This is a genomic window from Algoriphagus litoralis (assembly GCF_003259255.1).
Taxonomy (GTDB): Bacteria; Bacteroidota; Bacteroidia; order Cytophagales; family Cyclobacteriaceae; genus Algoriphagus; species Algoriphagus litoralis.
In genome coordinates this window covers 345,270-363,581 of the sequence record NZ_QGOL01000003.1, presented here as the reverse complement: position 1 = coordinate 363,581, position 18,312 = coordinate 345,270, and the positions used below count along the sequence as shown (strand labels likewise).

Genomic DNA, 18,312 nt, shown 5'->3' with positions numbered 1-18,312 from the left:
GTGACCAATGGAGAAATTTCCAAAAACCAAGTTTATCATTTTCCCTGGACTGTATAACCTAGAGTAAATTCAAAAAAATCTGCCTTAGCCTTATGTGCTTTTATCTGCATGCCTGCAAAAAGATGATCCCCTAATCGATACCTCGCTCCTATTCGTTCATAAAACCAAGTAATCTCCTGGTTCAATTCATTTCTATACAAGTATACGCCTAAACCTATCGGGACATACAATCGCTTCGTCAGTTGCCATTCCCAAGAACCAACCACTGCAAGAGATGTCTGGTCTTTAAAAGAATAAATCTCTCCAGGATTTCTTAATTCCATTCCTTGGGCCCAGAAAAAGTCCAAACCAACACCCAGGCGGTACTTGTAAACTGGCTCCAAAAGGTAATTGACACCAATTCCTCCTCTGAAGTAAGTAGGATCACCAATTTCATAATTTTTCATCCCGGTATAGAGTGTGAAATTCCAGAAAGTGTTGAGTTCCTTCTCTGGAATGATTGGAGGATTTTCAGGAGTAGGGTAAAGTTCTCCTAGCTTTATACGCATAGAAACATTCAATGGAAAAAGGTTGATTCCTGCGTTTGGCTTTTTGGCAGATCCATTGGAATAATGCTTCAGACCAAAAGTAGCCATGAGATCTACTCTTTCTGAAAGCGTAAAGGTTGAACTCAGCCCCGTGTAGATGTAGGCATTGATTTGAGAACCAATGTATTGATTGCTGGGATTTATCAAAGAATCATAGGGTGTCAAATTAAATCCCACACCTAGCTGATTGAAATAACCAAAACTAAATTTGCGCTGAAGTCCCGCGACTGAAAAGGGAATTTCCATAAATCCGTAAACGGCCTGTGGTCTTCCTATTTCTTTATAATTCTTAAGGGCAGAATTAAATCCAAATCCTAAAGTTGGATAGCGGTAAAGGTAATTGTAAGGAGTATTGCGTATTTTTTTCCAACCCAACTTAATATCAATAGCCTTATAATCGACCGCATCTTTGATCTCATCGCCCCAGGTCGTACCATTACTTAACATGGGTCCTGTTTCGTAAGAGATACCGATGACTTTTTGAAATTTTGTCTCTTGGGCCAAAACTGAATTCCAAAACAAAATCAGAGACAAAAAAAAGACAGCTTTGACCAGATTATTCATTTCGAAATGCTACGTAACGCGAATTCAACAAAAGTATTAAAAAAGTGGGGGTTGGAACAACTTTCAAAAGAACCAAAAAAAAGGCCGGCAAATTACCGACCTTTTATTACTTAAATTCTTTTAGTTTTCTTGCCAATTTGCGCCAAGAAGTTCTGTCAATTTCTTATCCAATGCTTCAGCCTCCGCAGTATTTTTCAAGCGGGTGTGAACTTGGTAAAGGATAATCATAATATCTGTGTTGTCAGGCTTGATCTCCAAAGCTTTTTCAAAATACTTGACAGCATCTTTATAGTTTTCGTCTGCTTTCTTACCGATGATTGGAGATTGTTTTTCCCACTCCGCATCAGATAGGTCATTCAGTGTGTTTAGCATTTTTGTAGCCTGCTCAAGTAATAAAGCACCAGTGTAATAGTTGCCTTCAAAGAAATTTGGATCTACTTCTACAGCCTTTTTGTAATCAGCAAGTCCACCTTCCAAATCACCTGCCTGCTCTTTCAAATATCCAGATCTTAACAATAGTCCAGTGTTATTTGGATCATTTGATAGTGCATCGTTGATTTGAGCCATTGCTTCGTCCATCTTATTCAATTGAAGAAGCAATTGGATTTCGTACTCAGCCAAGACTTTATCTGTAGGATAATCCGCTTTAGCCTTGGTTACCAATTCATAAGCTGCTTCGGGATTCTTTTCTTCAGTGCTCAGAATCTGTACCATAAAATAATAGGCATTTAGCTTATTGTATTCAGGTACGTCGATCAAGTAACCAAAGTGTCTTTTTGCATCTTCGAACTTTCCAAGATCATTTGCCAAGAAACCTGCATTGTAATGAATTGTGGTATCTTTCAAATCTATCTCTCCGGCCAAATTGAAGAATTCATAGGCCATTTCTAGATCTTCATCGTTGTATCGCTCGATACCCTTGTCAAACGCGACGTTTTTCAGGGTATAGATAGAGTAAGGTCGAAGGTTATCAGGTACACCAGGTAGATCTTCTTCATACACTTCTTTTCCTACACCGGCAGCTTTATCACTACCTGCCATTTCAAAGGCTTTGTTGAACGTACCAAGGGCAGCAGCACCAGTTTGGACTGTTTCCATGGTGTTTGACGAGTCCGAACCAAATATCTTTGTTTCAATCTGTGCTTTCAAAAGAAATGTAGCTGGATCTCCACTAGTCTCAGGATTGGTGGCAGCAGCATCCACAGCTGTAAGTGCGGTTTTTAAATCACCGGATTTAAATCCTTTTTCAGCTTCTTTTATTACTTTTTTTTGTCCGAAGGCAATCGTAGTTGCCCCCACAAGGACCATAGAGAGAATCAGCTTTTTCATTTGCTTTTTTCTTAATTGTTTGGTTATTCAGTTGTTTCTTCAGGTGTTTCAGGTGTTCCGTTTTCAGTAGGTTCGGCAGATGGATCTTCTAATTCCTCCTCTCTTGAAATCTTTTCTACAGAAGAAATCTCATCCCCTTCTCCTACTCTGATCAACTTCACACCCTGGGTCGCTCTACCCATTACTCTTAGCTGATCCATAGAAATCCGGATGGTAATTCCGGACTTATTGATAATCATAAGATCATCTGAATCAGTCACTTGTTTGATCGCAACTAAAGCTCCGGTTTTCTCAGTCACATTCATCGCTTTGACACCTTTTCCGCCGCGATTGGTGATTCTGTACTCCTCTAGATCGGAACGTTTTCCATATCCTTTTTCAGAGACCACGAGTAATGTTGCGTTTTCCTCAGAGGCACAAACCATGCCAATGACATAATCTTTATCTTCATTTAACGTTATCGCCTTCACTCCCGTAGCGGTCCTTCCCATAGGCCTTACTGAAGATTCTGGGAAGTGGATGGCTCTGCCGGATTTCGCAGCAATGACGATATGCTGTCTTCCATTGGTCATGTTGACATTTACCAACTGATCATCCTCTCTGATATTCAGCGCGATAATACCATTGGTACGTGGTCGGCTGTACTGCTCAAGGGTAGTTTTCTTAATGATCCCTTTCTTAGTGATCATGACCAAGAAGTGATTGTTGAGATAATCTTGATCATCCAGGCTTTCCACCTGAATAATAGATCGAATCTTATCATCAGACTCAATATTGATCAAATTCTGTATCGGCCTACCCTTGGATGTTTTCGATCCTTCGGGTATTGCGTAGGTTTTTAGCCAAAAGAGCTTGCCCTTATCCGTAAAAATCAAAAGATAATTATGAGTGGAAGCGGTAAATAGGTATTCGGTGAAATCGTCTTCTTTGGTACTTACCCCTTTGGATCCTATTCCGCCTCTTCCCTGAGTTCGGTACTCTGTTAAGGCAGTTCGTTTTACATACCCCTGATGAGACACAGTGATCACAACCTCTTCATTTGGAATCATGTCTTCGTAGCTGAAATCTTCAGCATTATGCTCGATCTCTGTACGACGATCATCCGCATACCGATCTCTAACTTCCTGAAGTTCGGTTTTGATGATTTCCATTCGCTTTTCCTCGTTTCCAAGGATTTCTTTCAGCTCTTCGATCAGCGCCATGATCTCCTTGTACTCTTGGATGATCTTGTCGCGCTCCATTCCGGTAAGACGCTGCAATCGCATATCCAAGATCGCACGTGCCTGAATTTCACTGAGTTCAAATCGCTCCATCAAGCCATTTCGGGCTGTCTCTGGATCCGGAGAATTTCTAATCAAGGAAATTACCTCATCCAGATGATCCAATGCAATCAAGTAGCCTTGTAAAATATGCGCTCTTTTCTCAGCTTCTTTTAATTCAAACTCGGTCCTGCGGACTACGACCTCATGTCTATGTGCGACATAGTGAACTATCAGATCCTTTAGATTGAGAGTATAAGGTCTGCCTTTTACCAAGGCAACATTATTTACTGAAAAAGAAGTCTGGAGTGCAGTGTGTTTGTACAGGTTGTTTAATACAACACTAGAAATCGCATCACGCTTCAGTTCATACACTATTCGCATCCCGGATCGATCCGATTCATCCCGAATAGCTGAAATTCCCTCAATTTTCTTTTCATTGATCAGCGCCGCAGTCTTTTCGACCATGTTGGCTTTATTGACCATGTAAGGGATCTCAGTGATGACAATCATTTCCCGGTTGCCACCGTCTTTGACTTCCACGTTAGCTTTACCTCTGACGACGATTCGCCCTCTGCCAGTTTCAAAAGCGGCTTTTACGCCATTGTAACCGTAGATGATACCACCTGTAGGGAAATCGGGAGCGATGATAAATTTCATCAATTCGGCGATGGTGATATCTCTGTTATCGATATAGGCAACAATACCGTCAATGACTTCTCCCAAATTATGGGGTGCCATATTGGTAGCCATACCTACTGCAATTCCTGATGCACCGTTGAGCAAAAGTGCGGGCACTTTAGCAGGGAGCACAGTTGGCTCCTTTAGTGAGTCATCAAAATTAAACTGAAAATCTACCGTGTCTTTATTGATATCCACCAGCAATTCTTCTGCGATACGCTTCAGTCTGGCTTCCGTATATCGCATCGCAGCGGGATTATCTCCATCAATGGAACCAAAGTTACCCTGACCATCCACCATGGTGTACCGAAGTGACCAATCCTGGGCCATCCGCACCATTGTCTCATATACAGCTGAATCTCCATGTGGGTGATACTTTCCGAGTACCTCACCTACGATTCTTGCAGACTTTTTGTATGGTTTGTTGTGTAAAACGCCGAGTTCCTGCATTCCATAAAGGATTCGTCTGTGAACTGGCTTGAGTCCGTCTCGGACATCTGGAAGTGCTCTTGAAACAATAACCGACATCGAATAATCGATGTAGGCACCACGCATTTCCTCTTCAATATTAATTGGGATAATGTTCTCGTTTTCTCCTTGAGCCATATAATGCTAATTCGGGGGTCGATTAAGGCCGCAAGATAGTAAAAAAGGCAAGGTTTCGAAAGCCCTGTTTAAAAGCTTATCGGCACGTTTTCTTTCTCAATACCACTGTCCGATTTTTCGGTTTTGTAGGTTAAAAATTGAGCTGCCCCGATATTCTATCCCATCATGGAGATGCTTCATGACTACACCGCAGCCTCCAATTTTACAGCGTTTGGTGCCGGGAATCTTTATAGCCAGGCCCGCCTGTAAGCCATAGACGTTTTGGTCAATATTCTGGAATTCAGTGTAGTCCGATGAGGCGTAGGTAAATTTCCTGAATTCTGCCCCTCCTTTTACAAAAAACTTGGCATACTCTGAAAAATCATATTCTACCCGCATCGATACTCCCATATAAGGATCTGGGGAAACTGCCAATCGGGGGACATAGGGCACCCCTCCGACCATCAGGGAGGGGGCAACTGAGTTTTTTAATTTCATTTTACCAAATTCACCCTCCAAAATAAATCTCCAAGGATAATTCTGTCGGGCTCTTTGTCTCAATTCCGATTGCATATACAGATTGTTGGTACTGTATCTGCGGTATTTCCACTTCAAAAATCCCTGTCTTCTTTTCGCATCATAGAGCACTAGTCCCACAGTACCATATGTTTTTGAGATTTGGTAGGAAGCTCCCTCAAAGGCAAATTCATGATCATTTCCCCGCATTGGAGCCAGATTCCCCCACTCCATTCCATATCCTCCGCCAATGGTCAGTAGATTGAATAAATTAATTCGCACTCCTGCGTTGACAAGTGGGAAAATCCATTCATTGCTGGAAAATGACAAAGTATCCTGCAGAGAAAATGCTGAATTTTCAAAGTTTTGATACTGCGTGATGGGATAGAGTGATGGGTTTTCTGAATAAAAAGTAGTGCCAATTTGATGGTAAGCCGCTCCGGTGGATATTTCTAAGGCAAATAATTCAATAACATTCCGAAAAGCATTGCCAACTCCTGATTCACTCTTTGGGTTTTTAGCTTTATCACTTATTCCGAAAATATCTTCATCCTGAGCCTGAAGCGGCAAAAAATGGACAAAGAAAATAAGGGCAAGTACTAGATGTTTTTTGGATTTCATGAGTAAATAACGCTATTCCCTGTGGTATGGTGTGAAAATAAAAAAAGAAGCCTCTTTTAGTAGAAGGCTTCTCCAAATCTTTTGCCAATCAGCGCAATAATTTAATTATTTCCGTCTCCGTCCTCTTTGACTTTCATCTCTGCAACCAGATTGTCCAGTTTTTCTTTCATGGCCGGATCTTCTTTGATCGCTCCGTTTACTTTATTGTAAATAGATACTCCCAAAACCGTGTCATCTTTGATCAGTTCTGTTTTATAATCTACTACAGATTGCTGCAGGGAATCTTGAAAATCCTTAATTGCCTTGTAAGCGGCTCTTTCTTCATCTGTCAAATTGATCTCTGCTTCTTTGGCGGCATCGCCCCAAGCAGCCTTGATTTCATTATACCGTGCCCCTCCATCAATCACCTCATTATTGAGAATCATATTCTTCAGTTCCTCTGTCTTTTTAGCAACAAACTCAGAGGTCATCACTTCAACAGTGGCAAATTTTTTCAGATCTTCATCACTTACAGCTTCTTCTGTGGCTGTCTCCTGAGCATATCCCGCCATACCAAACGCTCCAAAAAGGAACAAAAACATCCAAATCTTTTTCATAATTATTGTGGTTTTAAAATGAATAACTCACAATAAAAAGCACCAAGGATAAGGATGCAAGAATTTTAAAAGTATTTTAAGGTATTTTATGATAAACGGTATAAAGAAAAAAATCAACGAACTATAAATTTTTGAGTGCTTCGATGGTTTGAATTGAATCACTGGAACTAAATACAAAACTTCCCGCAACCAATATATCTGCGCCTGCATCCTTCAATTTTGGGGCATTGGTAAGATTAACGCCGCCGTCGATTTCAATTCGTGCCGATGATCCTTTCTTTAGAATCAACTCTTTAAGCTTAGAAACTTTCGCGTAGGTATTTTCAATAAACTGCTGACCTCCAAAACCCGGATTGACGGACATCACACAGACTACATCCACATCTTCGATGGTATCTTCCAAGAGTGACACGGGCGTATGGGGATTGATAGCCACACCAGCTTTGGCCCCCAGCGATCGAATTGCCTGGATAGTTCGGTGTAAATGCGTACAGGCTTCGTAGTGAACTGAAATAATCTCTGCTCCAGCTTTTCTAAAGGCTTCCAAATACTGATTGGGATTGATAATCATCAAATGGACATCCAAAGGCTTTTTAGCATGGTTGTGGATCGCCTTTGTAACTGGTAATCCAAAAGAAATATTTGGCACAAAAACCCCATCCATTATATCCACATGGATGTAATCCGCTTGGGAGGAATTCAACATTTCTACCTCCTGTTGAAGATTTGCAAAATCTGCGGCTAAAATGGAAGGGGAAATTAAAAGAGACATAAGGCGTTTTAAATAGAAAATGAATAGCCGAAGCCTACAAAGTCAGGACTTAGCGACGTACTAATTTGGTTTGCTTAATGTATGCACCTTCCTGCATTTGAATTAAATACATGCCAGGTTTGATTCCATTAAGTTGTACTCGGTAAGGAGCTTTGGCATCGACTCGTGATAATTCCGCTTGGATCAATGTTTTTCCGGTCAGGTCAATAAGCGAGAAATTACTTTGGAGACCTGTGCCAAAATGAATTGAAATCTCATCAGATACTAAAGGATTGGGATATACTTTCCATTCGATGTTTTCCGCACCTTCTACAGCTAAAATCTCCCCATAGTAAGCATCGAAGAAATTAGGAATACCATACCCCAATAAGTTGTCTGGATTATCAAATTGCGTGGCACTTCTCAGCAAATTGTCAATCAACTCATCTTTGGTCCACTCGGGTCTGGCCTCCCAAAGACCAGCAGCCAAAGCGGCAATTTGGGGAGCCGAAAAAGAGGTGCCATTTGATGATCCAACAGAGCCATTGGATCGAATCAACACAGGCGATGCCCCAAAAGCCGCTAATTCTGGCTTCAATCTACCGTCTCCAGTGGGGCCTTGAGAGCTAAATCCAGATCTACTCAAATCAGTGTTAACCGATCCGACTGAGAGAATTCCGCTCGCATCCGCTGGCGCGACCAAACTGGATACACCCCTGCCCCCGTAATTCCCTACGCTATTCACGATCAAAATCCCCTTCTGAGCTGCAATAGTAGCTCCTTTGGTGATTATGGCTGTATTCCCATCCAAGTCCTCCAAAGTATAATTCATAGCTGGATCATCAAAGTCCCAGTAACCCACAGAACTATTGATGATATCCACTCCCAGACTGTCTGCGTATTCTGCTCCTCTCACCCAATTGTATTCCTCCACCCGATATTCTGTCGCTACTTCTTCTGTGATTACTAGAATGTAGTCTGAATCATAGGCTCCCGAGATCAATTTTCCAGGCTCATTTGCAGCGATCAGGGACAGCACATTTGTACCATGCTGATTGTCCATGAAAACTTCCACATTCCATGGCCTTACGAAATCACGCTGGCCAATAATTTGATTATTACTTGCGAGATGACTTAAAGATGAAGCTGTGTTGGTTCCGGGAAATCCGGCGTCAAATACAGCCACAGTTACCCCTTTGCCAGTAAAACCCTCCTCATGCATTTTATCAATCCCGATGAGTTGATTTTGAAAGTCATATTGACTGTCTGTTACTGCTAGCTCCCGTGTGTTCAGCTTTGGCGTCTCACAATTTGTTTCGAGGGTAACAGAAGCAAAGACTTTGTACCGGATTCTGGCACCTGGATTTGTCAAAAATCCGGGAGCTATTAGTTCTACCTTTTCTACAAAAGGCAATGCCTCAATCCCGGCTACAGATGCTTGGTCAGCGACAACAACCGCAGCGTTCATCCATTTGCTGGCATACAAAATGGAATTGGATAGTCCGGCTAGTTCGTTTAAATACCTAGCGGAAACGGGGAGATCGAGGCTATCTGCCTGAATTCCTTCACGACTTCTCCTTTGGAGGGCTTTCTGAGTAAGAAAATCCTGAGGGGATTGCAGCGAAAGTCCATTTTGAGGTTTGTATTTGAAGTGAACGGCATACCTGTTTTGGGCCTGAGCAGTCAGACTCAAAAACAACAGGCATACAAAAACCATTGAAAATCTAATTCGATCCATACTCCACCAATTTCAAATGAATTTTAATACCACTGGATATTAATTGCTGTCCCAAACAGTCATTTCTCGAACAATAAGTTAACACTTCATCGTATTTTTCAATCAAACCTACGCCTTTTCCGAATGTTTCAAACCGGATATCACGGATCGTGATTTGGTCATCTAGGTCTTCCTGATTGACTCTCACCGCTGTCACCTGTTCATTGCTAGTCAGCGTTATAGACTCCACCAGATCAATCTCAAATTCATCCTCGCCTTCTGCTTGGTAAGCTTTTCCATTCCAGACCCTTCCTAAATCAGGTGCAAAAACAAGGGGAACAAGTGTTGAGTTTTGGACCGTCCTCAGGAGACTTCTGTCCCGAAAAATCATCGTGTATTCCAACTCAAGATTCCAATTCAATCCATCCGGAGACTTGGCACGCTCAACAATGTATGTAACTTCATTCTCCGCATTCAAATAGGAAGATCTCACCCTATCTCGGTAAAAGAATTCTGAGAATTCTGAATCATTCTCTCCAAAATAAATTGTTTCCTCTACTGCGTATATCCAAAAAAGTCCAATCCCCAAAGGTTGATAATCTTGCTCAAGGTTCAGAATAGGCGTTTCTTTTTCTTGATCACAAGCCGAAAAAAGTACCATTAAAGCAAACAGATATGGCGATAAAGATTTAATCATAGCTGGAATTTGGTACTAAAAATACGTGCATTTTTCGTCTATACTTCTATTGCAATAATTTTTTCGAATGAGTTTAATTTACTTTTTCCTATACTAGGACCTACTTACCTTTGAGTAATTTTGAAATAAACCATGGCGCTACGAACTTTTGTAAAATTAAATCAAATCTCAAACCTCACAGACGCAAGGTATGGTGCTGGGATGTATGTGGATCTTTTGGGATTTAACTTAAATGTGGACACCGAAAACTACATTACCCCAGCCCAATTCAAAGAATTGACTGGATGGGTATCCGGTGTAGAATTTGTCGGTGAGTTTTCTCATGAATCACAGCCTAATATTCTGGAAATTGTAAAAGAATATCCCGGAATAACCTGGATAGAATTTGACCGGATCGAAGTATTGGAAGGACTAGTTGGGCAGGGATATGCTTTGATTTATAAAATGAATTTGGAAGATGTAAAACATATTGAGCCGGAAGTAGCCTCAGAATTGCATAAATCTGGCATTATCTTTCATGTGGTGTCCAAAGACAATCATCTCAAAGTGGATGATGCAAATGTCATCACCAAACTGGCTGAAAGATGTAAGGTAATCCTTGGCGTAGGCATCAATTCGGAAAACGTCCTCAAATTAGTAAAAGGCCTCAAAATCTTTGGGATTTCCCTAGATGGAGGTCAGGAATCAAAACCAGGACTTAAAGACATGACCGAGCTTTCTGAAATTCTAGAGAAGCTCGAAGTGGAAGAATAAGCAACAAAAAACCCGACTGAATAAGCCGGGTTTTTTTATTTATTGATCAAATAGATCTGTCAGTTTATAGGGACTCTGCGGACCGGTAAAAATACTGCCGTCCACGAATCGGTGACTTACACCTATAGCGGCTAAAGCCTCCAAATCTCTTGGATCAAGGGTTATTTCAGCGGATTTCAGGTTTTCTATGATTCTTTCCTGATTGATCGATTTGGGTATGACGGCTATATCTCGCGAGATAGACCATGCTATCAGCACCTGTCCTGCACTGACTTCATGTTTTTTTGCAATCTCAGAAACCACGGTATTGTCTAGCAGTCTTGGGTCGTTTTTATGCCGCTCTGCCCGTGAATCCGGTGAGCCCAATGGAGAATAGGCCGTCATCAGAATTCCGTTTTCTGAACAAAATTTCACCAATTTTTCCTGAGGCAAAAAGGGATGAAGCTCCACCTGGTTCATTTCCGGTTGTTCACCATCCATGGCAAGCAGTTCACTTAGCTTTTGCTTATTAAAATTGGAAACTCCGATATGTTTGGTCAATCCTGCTGATTTCTGTTCCTGCATGGCCTCCCACGTTTGTGTCAAAGGCACATCCTGATAGGTATAGTATTCTTCTCGATGGGTGGCAAAACCAACACCCGGTTTAAATGCGATTGGCCAATGGACCAGGTACAAATCAAGATTGTCCAGTCGAAGGTCACTGAGCGTCTTTTCCAAAGCGGGTTTGACATCCTCATGACGGTGGCTGTCATTCCAGAGTTTGGAGGTGATAAATAAGTCTTTTCGCTTAACCAGTCCATCTGCAAGAGCATCCGCAATCCCCTGTCCCACTTCCCGCTCGTTTTGATAAATGGCAGCACAATCAATGTGGCGGTACCCTGCTTCAATAGCCCAGTAAACTGCCTTACGGACTTCGCCGGGCTTACTTTTCCATGTACCAAGTCCGAGAATAGGGAGTTTATCTCCGTTTCTAAAAATCAAGTTTTTCATTTCAGTTTAAATTTCGAGGTTGAATTGTAGGGTTTGATTACTATTTCGTGAAGCTTCAATCAATTAATATGATTTTTTTTCCAAATACTTTTTAAATCGATTCATCACCCAAAGGTGCAATTTCGCTTGGGTATTTATATATACGAACCAAGGTAATCTTGGGACGAATTCATGGATGGCGGAGATGATGTATTTGCTGTCAAGCACTTCCCTGAATTCCAGCCAGCCGTAATCAAACCGCTTGACTAGCCAACCCCCTGAGATATAAAAAAGTTGCCTTTCAAAATCACTTCGGTCTGGAATCATCGTCAATTGGAGCATGGGTTTCCTTCCCCACAACAAATAAAAGCCCAGGTCGCCATTTTTAGCGACTTTTCCATTAATCAGAAATCTGAAGAAAGTTGGTAACCAAATGTTGTACCGATTTGCCACCCAGAGCGCAGAATGCCGGTTTTTATTCGGCATCCGTTGGATAGACCGGACTGTATTTTTCACCTTTTCACTTTTGACAAAAGTAGGCTGCTTGGGATAATCAGTTTCTGTCAAGGCAACTTCACAGGCTTTTTCAAATGATTGGTATTCAATCTCTTTTTCGGAAAAAGCCAATTCGGGTGAGACTGTAAGCGTATGCCGCAAGCTTTCCACCAATGGTGAAACAAGCTGAGGAGGGCTGTCTCCAAATATACCCACCCAAAGCTTTGAAAGACCGAGAGAAAACACCGGAACCGAGAATACCAAGCGCTTCTTTCCCATGGCTTTAGCGGTTCGCTCAAGCATATTTCGGTATGACATCACCTCAGGATTGCCGATTTCGATAGGTTTGCCGTAGACGTTGGGATTTCCTATGCAGGTGTCAATTATAGTCAGGGTATCCTTAAGTGAAATGGGTTGGGTCTGGGACTCGGTCCATTGTGGACACATAAGTACAGGAAGACGCCTGACTAAATTTTTGATCATATCAAAGCTGGATCCTCCCGGGCCTACAATGATAGAAGCACGAAGCGCGGTAAGTTTTGCCTTTCTTGAGCCCAAGGTTTTCTCTACTTCCAGGCGGCTTCTTAGGTGCCGGGAAAGTGTATCCTCTGGCTCATCGGGCAGCAATCCTCCCAGATAAATGATTTGTTTCACTTCATTGAGTTCCGCTGCACGGCTGAAGTTATCCGCCAAAAGTAAGTCTGTATCTTCAAAACTCCCCTGATTGAGTCGAGTCGAAGCATTCATCGAGTGCACCAAGTAAATGGCTACGTCTACGCCTTTCAGTGCTTCCACCGTGGAGGTAATGGAATAGAGCTCCACCTGCCTCCATTCCACCTCGGGATAGGGATTTAGATCAACTTTTTGCCTACTTAGTGCGACAAAATTGTACTTGTGTCGGTATTCTTTGATTAACCAACGACCAATGTACCCTCCTGCTCCGGCTATGGCAACAGTTAGTTTTTGGTCCTCAGTTTTTATTTTTGAATAGGGCATAAAAAATGGGGCTGAGTGAAATATAACACTTCCAGCCCCAGTCTGTTTGATTTCCGAGTTATTTCATTGCAAACTCTCTGGCCAAAATCGTGGTGTAATACTTGGTAATCATATTGGGAACTTCCCAAGCCGGCATTTTTCCGTCCTGAAAGTATTCCAAAAATCGCTCCGTCACCTGTGCAAAGTGTGCTTCATGACCATTGTGATATGAATCAGGGACTAACACTTGATATTCTCCAGAAGGCATTTTCTTCAGTTCTAGTCCAGGATATTTGGTCTGAAGTGTCTCATTAATGGCTTTTTCCAGATTTGCAGGATCATTGGACGCTACAGCTACATACAACACCGGACGGTAATTCTCTTCTTTTCCCTGACGGATAATGAGCTTGGCTTTGGTGCCTCTCATCATGCTATAATGTGTATCTGCGCTACCTTCAGGAGCTTGGAAATTCCAGATGACACTTACTTTGGCATGTTTTCCTTTTAGCGTATAGTTCATTTCCCCATTGGAAAAGACCGCTAGATTTTCTCCATCCATTGATTTTTGAAGAAAATCCGAGAACTCGCTTTTCCCGGTTACTTTTTGAAATTTCTCCAAACTCAAAGAAGTGGCCCAGCGTTTCGCTGAAATCATTTGCACATCTGAAGTATCCAGAATCACTTCAGGAAAAGCCTCCCACTGAATCAAATCCACTAAATGCGTAGTCACATCGACGATCCCATCTCCCTCTTTTTCTACATCAAAGAACCAATCCGGGCGGATCAAAGGGCTACCTGATACATATTTGAAGAAATGATGCACCGATTCCTTGGTGATGGCTGGATTTTCCGGAGTGCCATTTTCCAGTTCCCCAAATACTTCCGGAATCATCGACAATTCCCGCTGCAACATAGTAGTGATCTCAAATCGCTCCGTCATGATATCGTAAAGCAACAGATCCTTTTCTTCAGCGATTTGAAAGGCTTTTTTTAATTTTTTAAATCCTTCAGGATTTATCACCAAAGGCTTGTCCGCATAGACATGGATTCCATTTTCAATTGCAGCCAAGATGTAATCGATTTTTTGATCATTCTTTCCAGCTACCATCATGACATTACCCGGCTTTTGGGAAATCATTTTCTCCAGATAATCTGGTCCTGTATAGACTTCAAGACTCCACGCTGTAGGGTTTTCTTCTCGGTTATTGTACCCTGCTATCCGATTGAGATGATCCTTGATTTCAGGTCCTTCCGGTGCAAAGATGTGAATCGTCGAATCCACCACTGGATACATAGACTTATGGATCAGTCCTGCATGGAAATGTCCCGGGTCGAGGGTCATGATTTTTACTTTTGAATCAGATTCAATCACTTCAGTTTTCATTTCTGATGGAGTACATGAAATGGAAAAAAGGGCCAAAGCGGCCCAAGAAGATACTTTTGAAAATTTCATTTTAGATTATTTTAACCACAGAGCTTCCTGCAGGCAAGGCAGGGTTCACTGAGCATTAAGTTTTTTAGTATATAATTTAACCTTGGAACGCTGAACTGAATGGCTTTCGTGAGTTTTTTTAGGAGCACAAAGATTAAAAGCCTCGCTTTTATTCCACCGCTACAAGAAGCATTGAGATCATACAACTTATAGCAGTTTACTGTTTCATCTTGCTACTTAAATCTTGATAATTATTACCCTCCTTATTTATTGCCTTTTGTATCTAGCATCTTGAATCTTATCTCTTACGTCTCTTCTAAACTTTCACATAATCCGTTCCCCAAGGCGCTCGCTGGGGTCTACTCAAATGCGAATTTGCCTCCGCATCGTTGATGAATTCCTCTTTCACAGGATCCCAGTTAAGTTTTCTGCCCAGTTTCATTGCAATGTGACTAACCAAACAGACAGAACATGCTCGATGTCCAATCTCTACCGGAGAAAGCAAAGCTGCATTGCCCTGAATCGCTTCCAGCCAATTGCCGTGATGTTCAGTACTGCGGGTTAGATGAATTTCATTTTCTCCAATCACAGATTGTAGGATTTTGGGATCAGATGCATCCAATGCTTTGGCATTGTTTCCTTGTGCCACAGGATCAGAAGCCGAAGCCACGTAATTACCCCTTGACACCCAGATCCAACCCTCAGTTCCTTCGTAGCGAATTCCATTGGGATAACCCCCGGAGGTAAACATCATCACACCATTGTCATATTCTGCCTTGACCATGAAGTCCCCATGGACATTCCAGAGTCCAGCTCTGGGGAATTCGGCCACTGCCTCAATGTATCGAGGGCCCGTTAGCTCAGTATCCATCCCCCATGCCGCTGAGTCAAAGTGATGCTGACCCCATCCGGTGATCATTCCTGCACCGTAGTTTTCGAGTCGAAGCCATCCCGGACGGCTGTAGTCATTCTGAGGATGCACACCTATCTCTGTATAAGGTACCTCAGGGGTAGATCCCAGCCACATGTCAAAATTCAAATTAGACGGCACGGGCATTGCCGGGGCTGGAGGTCCCGCAGGATCTCCAGGAAGGCCTATTCTCACCGTATGGAGCTTGCCTATTCTTCCATTTCGGACTAGTTCTGCAGCCACTCTGAATTGCTCACTGGAGCGCTGTTGGGTACCGAGCTGAAGTACAACTCCTGTTTTATTGACCACATTGACCAGCTGACGACCCTCTTTTATTGTAAGAGAAGTGGGTTTTTGGACATAAATATGCTTACCAGCTAGAGCCGCTTCCATCGCAGGCTGCGAATGCCAATGATCCGGGGTCGAAATGATGACCGCGTCGATATCCTTATTTAGCAGCATCTCGCGATAATCGCCGTACTGCTTCACATCCATGTATTTTTCTCCGAGTTTTTTGGTATAGTAGTCTTCCACCAACTTTTTACCATCAGCCATTCGCTTGCTGTCTACATCACCTACGGCTACAATACGAGCTACATCGTGTCTCCAGATCCCCGGCAAATCGTGTTCGCGGGCTATTCGTCCACATCCGATCTGTCCGATGTTGATCTTATTGCTAGGTGCGTTTTTCCCAAAAACAGAAGCGGGTACTATCGTCGGAAATCCGAAAGCGGCGGTTGCCAAGGCGGATTTTTTCATAAAATCTCTTCGTTCCATAAGTGTATATCAAGTTAAATCGGGTTCAAATTATTTGACAAAAGCTCTCCAATACGCTTCCGCCTCCTCCGCTGTTAAGTCTCCGTCAAAGACAATCATTCGGTATTTTAAGGTGTAGCGTTCGTTGGGCTGAATCTCCCAGGATTCATGTCGGATTGGGCAGAATTCAATGAAAACATTCCCCTCGCCTTTGTATTGACCGAGAGGCCAGACACGAAGCGGTTCGGGATGGGATTTATTGGTATTGTGGCTGAGAAAAAGGATTCCACTCTGCCCGGAGGGATCTGCTGTTTGGCCTTTGACGATGATCCATTTCGCATAGGAGCCATCGGCATCTTTTCTGGTTTTTCCGTCTGAAGTCAGAATTGAACTGTTGGCATCGCCCCAAAGCTCTGTGGCTCGAAAACCAATTCCACCACCATATCTGTAGTCATCCAATAGAATTCCTCCGGGGATTTTGGTAAAAATAGTCGTGGTATAATCCACCATATATCTCCCCTTGTCCGCAGGTTTGACCTTGATTCGAAGATCTTCCTCGATGGCTAATTTTTCGCTTTCTGGCGCTTTGAGATCGAGGTGATTTTGCCGGACGTTCAGTTCAGCTGCACCTCCTGCTACTTTTTTGGAAAGCACCTTTGCAAAATCGACTCGCCCTTTGCCATCACCAAGATTCCAAAAGTCCACTTCCCTCCCACTGATGGTTGCTCGCGTCCAAGGACCCCAGATGCCGTAGTGATGGTAATGATCCGGTGGCTGAATTCTGCTCAAAACTTGGCCACTCGGTGAAGCAATAGGATGGATAAAACCGGACTTCTTAAAGTCAGCTTTTATTCCCTCAGGAACATCGGTTGTGGCCGTTTGGTAAGTTAGCACCCGTTGGTTATCGATCAGAAAATCAATGCCAATCGGAGTCTCCTTTAAATCTACTTTTTGCGAAAACGATGCCGTAGAAATACAAGAAAAAATGAATATCAGCAGAAATAATCTTTTGAAACACATGGGAAATTCGGGTTATTGGGCTTTAGAATTCAAGTTATCAAAAACTATAAGAAAGCATAACCTAACTGAACCCAATACCCTATGAAGCGGATTATTTTCTACGCAATCGTTTCCATCTTCTCCTTGAATCTGGCTTATAGCCAAAGTCTCCCAGAGGTCACATTAGATCAGGCATGGAAAGATAAAATCCATGCTTTGGCACCGGAGAAAGCAACTTTTCCAGCCAAAAAGAAAAAGGTTTTGGTCTTTTCGCTCCACACTGGATTTGATCATTGGGTAAGGCCTCACACCGAGGAAATGGTCAAAATCCTAGGAGAAAAGAGCGGAGCGTTTACCGTAACATCGAGTAAAGATATCTCGATGATGGAATTGAAAAACTTGGAAAAATTCGATGTGCTCGTCTTGAACAACACCAATTCCAAACCCGATCATCGAAATCTCTTTTGGGACAAGCTCAAAGAAACAGGTGCCGATTCTGCAACTGTTATGAAGCAGGCCTTGGAAATGGAGTCCAACTTAAGAAAGTTTGTCGAAAAAGGTGGAGGCTTATTTCTACTTCATGGTGCAAATACCACACTAAACAATTCCTGGGATTTTAGTCGGTTAACTGGCGGTAGTTTCGATTATCACCCCAAACAGCAAGCCATCCAGGTACGGTTGGAAGATCCAAAGCATCCTCTTGTCCAGGCTTTTCCAGCAGAAGGGTTTAATCATGTGGACGAACCCTATTTTTACAAGAATGCCTATGACGAACTTAATTTCAAACCTCTACTCTACTTCAATAACGCAGAGATCGAAGGCCAACGAAAAGGTCAGGAATTAACCGAAGGCAAAACCTATGTCGCTTGGATACGGGCTGAGGGCAAAGGAAAAGTGATGTACATCTCCCCTTCACACAATGCGCAAAGCTTCGAAAATCCCGATTTGCTACAATTCTATCTCGATGGGATGCAGTATGTGGCGGGTGATGTGGACTGTGATGAAACACCAATCAAGAAATAGTTCAACCACAGAAGACACAGAGAATTAGCGAGAGAAAGCAGAGGATTTGATAATCCAAACTCAAAGCATTTAGATCTTTATTGATTAAAAAAAAGCA

Annotated in this window: 15 protein-coding genes; 2 read left to right on the top strand and 13 right to left on the bottom strand. The window is 42.5% G+C overall.

The features are described from left to right. Window positions 1–35: 35 nt before the first annotated feature. The 8 genes from DK188_RS04990 to DK188_RS04955 all read right to left on the bottom strand — a co-directional run bounded on the left by DK188_RS04990 (window position 36) and on the right by DK188_RS04955 (window position 9,903). A complete protein-coding gene (locus DK188_RS04990; RefSeq protein WP_111669698.1) occupies window positions 36–1,151 on the bottom strand; it encodes an acyloxyacyl hydrolase in 1,116 nt (371 codons plus the stop codon). Between the two features lie 120 nt (window positions 1,152–1,271). Next, window positions 1,272–2,480: a tetratricopeptide repeat protein gene (locus tag DK188_RS04985; RefSeq protein WP_111669697.1), complete on the bottom strand. Its 1,209-nt coding sequence runs from the start codon at window positions 2,478–2,480 to the stop codon at window positions 1,272–1,274. Between the two features lie 23 nt (window positions 2,481–2,503). Continuing rightward, complete coding sequence (gene gyrA / locus DK188_RS04980; protein WP_111669696.1) at window positions 2,504–5,026, bottom strand: DNA gyrase subunit A; 2,523 nt, start codon at window positions 5,024–5,026, stop codon at window positions 2,504–2,506. A 96-nt stretch (window positions 5,027–5,122) separates the two neighbouring features. Further along, window positions 5,123–6,142, bottom strand: a complete 1,020-nt coding sequence (locus DK188_RS04975) for a hypothetical protein (RefSeq protein WP_111669695.1) — start codon at window positions 6,140–6,142, stop codon at window positions 5,123–5,125. A 101-nt stretch (window positions 6,143–6,243) separates the two neighbouring features. Continuing rightward, window positions 6,244–6,738, bottom strand: coding sequence for a hypothetical protein (locus DK188_RS04970; protein ID WP_111669694.1), 495 nt, complete (start codon window positions 6,736–6,738; stop codon window positions 6,244–6,246). Between the two features lie 121 nt (window positions 6,739–6,859). Next, window positions 6,860–7,510 carry a ribulose-phosphate 3-epimerase gene (rpe, locus tag DK188_RS04965; protein ID WP_111669693.1) on the bottom strand — a complete coding sequence of 217 codons (651 nt, stop codon included), beginning with the start codon at window positions 7,508–7,510 and terminating at the stop codon, window positions 6,860–6,862. 49 nt (window positions 7,511–7,559) lie between these two features. Next, on the bottom strand, window positions 7,560–9,227 hold the full coding sequence (locus DK188_RS04960; RefSeq protein ID WP_111669692.1) for a S8 family serine peptidase: 1,668 nt from the start codon (window positions 9,225–9,227) through the stop codon (window positions 7,560–7,562). After that, window positions 9,214–9,903 (bottom strand): hypothetical protein, encoded by a 690-nt coding sequence (locus DK188_RS04955; protein WP_157963165.1) that lies wholly within the window; start codon window positions 9,901–9,903, stop codon window positions 9,214–9,216. Before DK188_RS04955 ends, DK188_RS04960 begins: the two co-directional genes overlap by 14 nt. Before the next feature lie 132 nt (window positions 9,904–10,035). Between DK188_RS04955 and trpF the strand changes: the two genes are divergently transcribed. Further along, the gene (trpF, locus tag DK188_RS04950; protein WP_111669690.1) at window positions 10,036–10,656 is read left to right on the top strand and encodes a phosphoribosylanthranilate isomerase; all 621 of its coding nucleotides are present in this window, start codon (window positions 10,036–10,038) and stop codon (window positions 10,654–10,656) included. Window positions 10,657–10,695: 39 nt separating this feature from the next. Here trpF and DK188_RS04945 read toward each other — a convergent pair whose 3' ends face one another. The 5 genes from DK188_RS04945 to DK188_RS04925 form a co-directional block, all read right to left on the bottom strand. After that, window positions 10,696–11,646: an aldo/keto reductase gene (locus DK188_RS04945; protein ID WP_111669689.1), complete on the bottom strand. Its 951-nt coding sequence runs from the start codon at window positions 11,644–11,646 to the stop codon at window positions 10,696–10,698. A gap of 63 nt (window positions 11,647–11,709) precedes the next feature. Next, window positions 11,710–13,116, bottom strand: a complete 1,407-nt coding sequence (locus tag DK188_RS04940; protein WP_111669688.1) for a Rossmann-fold NAD(P)-binding domain-containing protein — start codon at window positions 13,114–13,116, stop codon at window positions 11,710–11,712. Window positions 13,117–13,174: 58 nt separating this feature from the next. After that, window positions 13,175–14,548, bottom strand: coding sequence for a putative oxidoreductase C-terminal domain-containing protein (locus tag DK188_RS04935; RefSeq protein WP_111669687.1), 1,374 nt, complete (start codon window positions 14,546–14,548; stop codon window positions 13,175–13,177). A gap of 295 nt (window positions 14,549–14,843) precedes the next feature. Next, window positions 14,844–16,214 (bottom strand): Gfo/Idh/MocA family protein, encoded by a 1,371-nt coding sequence (locus tag DK188_RS04930; protein ID WP_111669686.1) that lies wholly within the window; start codon window positions 16,212–16,214, stop codon window positions 14,844–14,846. A gap of 30 nt (window positions 16,215–16,244) precedes the next feature. Beyond that, window positions 16,245–17,213, bottom strand: coding sequence for a DUF6807 domain-containing protein (locus DK188_RS04925; protein ID WP_111669685.1), 969 nt, complete (start codon window positions 17,211–17,213; stop codon window positions 16,245–16,247). A gap of 81 nt (window positions 17,214–17,294) precedes the next feature. Here DK188_RS04925 and DK188_RS04920 point away from each other — a divergent pair, with 81 nt between their 5' ends. Continuing rightward, the gene (locus DK188_RS04920) at window positions 17,295–18,215 is read left to right on the top strand and encodes a ThuA domain-containing protein (RefSeq protein WP_111669684.1); all 921 of its coding nucleotides are present in this window, start codon (window positions 17,295–17,297) and stop codon (window positions 18,213–18,215) included. Window positions 18,216–18,312: the final 97 nt, after the last annotated feature.

What these genes read in the sequence shown, in the direction of transcription:
- DK188_RS04990 (WP_111669698.1), bottom strand. Translation starts at nt 1,151, where the DNA reads ATGAATAATCTGGTCAAAGCTGTCTTTTTTTTGTCTCTGATTTTGTTT.
- DK188_RS04985 (WP_111669697.1), bottom strand. Translation starts at nt 2,480, where the DNA reads ATGAAAAAGCTGATTCTCTCTATGGTCCTTGTGGGGGCAACTACGATT.
- gyrA (WP_111669696.1), bottom strand. Translation starts at nt 5,026, where the DNA reads ATGGCTCAAGGAGAAAACGAGAACATTATCCCAATTAATATTGAAGAG.
- DK188_RS04975 (WP_111669695.1), bottom strand. Translation starts at nt 6,142, where the DNA reads ATGAAATCCAAAAAACATCTAGTACTTGCCCTTATTTTCTTTGTCCAT.
- DK188_RS04970 (WP_111669694.1), bottom strand. Translation starts at nt 6,738, where the DNA reads ATGAAAAAGATTTGGATGTTTTTGTTCCTTTTTGGAGCGTTTGGTATG.
- rpe (WP_111669693.1), bottom strand. Translation starts at nt 7,510, where the DNA reads ATGTCTCTTTTAATTTCCCCTTCCATTTTAGCCGCAGATTTTGCAAAT.
- DK188_RS04960 (WP_111669692.1), bottom strand. Translation starts at nt 9,227, where the DNA reads ATGGATCGAATTAGATTTTCAATGGTTTTTGTATGCCTGTTGTTTTTG.
- DK188_RS04955 (WP_157963165.1), bottom strand. Translation starts at nt 9,903, where the DNA reads ATGATTAAATCTTTATCGCCATATCTGTTTGCTTTAATGGTACTTTTT.
- trpF (WP_111669690.1), top strand. Translation starts at nt 10,036, where the DNA reads ATGGCGCTACGAACTTTTGTAAAATTAAATCAAATCTCAAACCTCACA.
- DK188_RS04945 (WP_111669689.1), bottom strand. Translation starts at nt 11,646, where the DNA reads ATGAAAAACTTGATTTTTAGAAACGGAGATAAACTCCCTATTCTCGGA.
- DK188_RS04940 (WP_111669688.1), bottom strand. Translation starts at nt 13,116, where the DNA reads ATGCCCTATTCAAAAATAAAAACTGAGGACCAAAAACTAACTGTTGCC.
- DK188_RS04935 (WP_111669687.1), bottom strand. Translation starts at nt 14,548, where the DNA reads ATGAAATTTTCAAAAGTATCTTCTTGGGCCGCTTTGGCCCTTTTTTCC.
- DK188_RS04930 (WP_111669686.1), bottom strand. Translation starts at nt 16,214, where the DNA reads ATGGAACGAAGAGATTTTATGAAAAAATCCGCCTTGGCAACCGCCGCT.
- DK188_RS04925 (WP_111669685.1), bottom strand. Translation starts at nt 17,213, where the DNA reads ATGTGTTTCAAAAGATTATTTCTGCTGATATTCATTTTTTCTTGTATT.
- DK188_RS04920 (WP_111669684.1), top strand. Translation starts at nt 17,295, where the DNA reads ATGAAGCGGATTATTTTCTACGCAATCGTTTCCATCTTCTCCTTGAAT.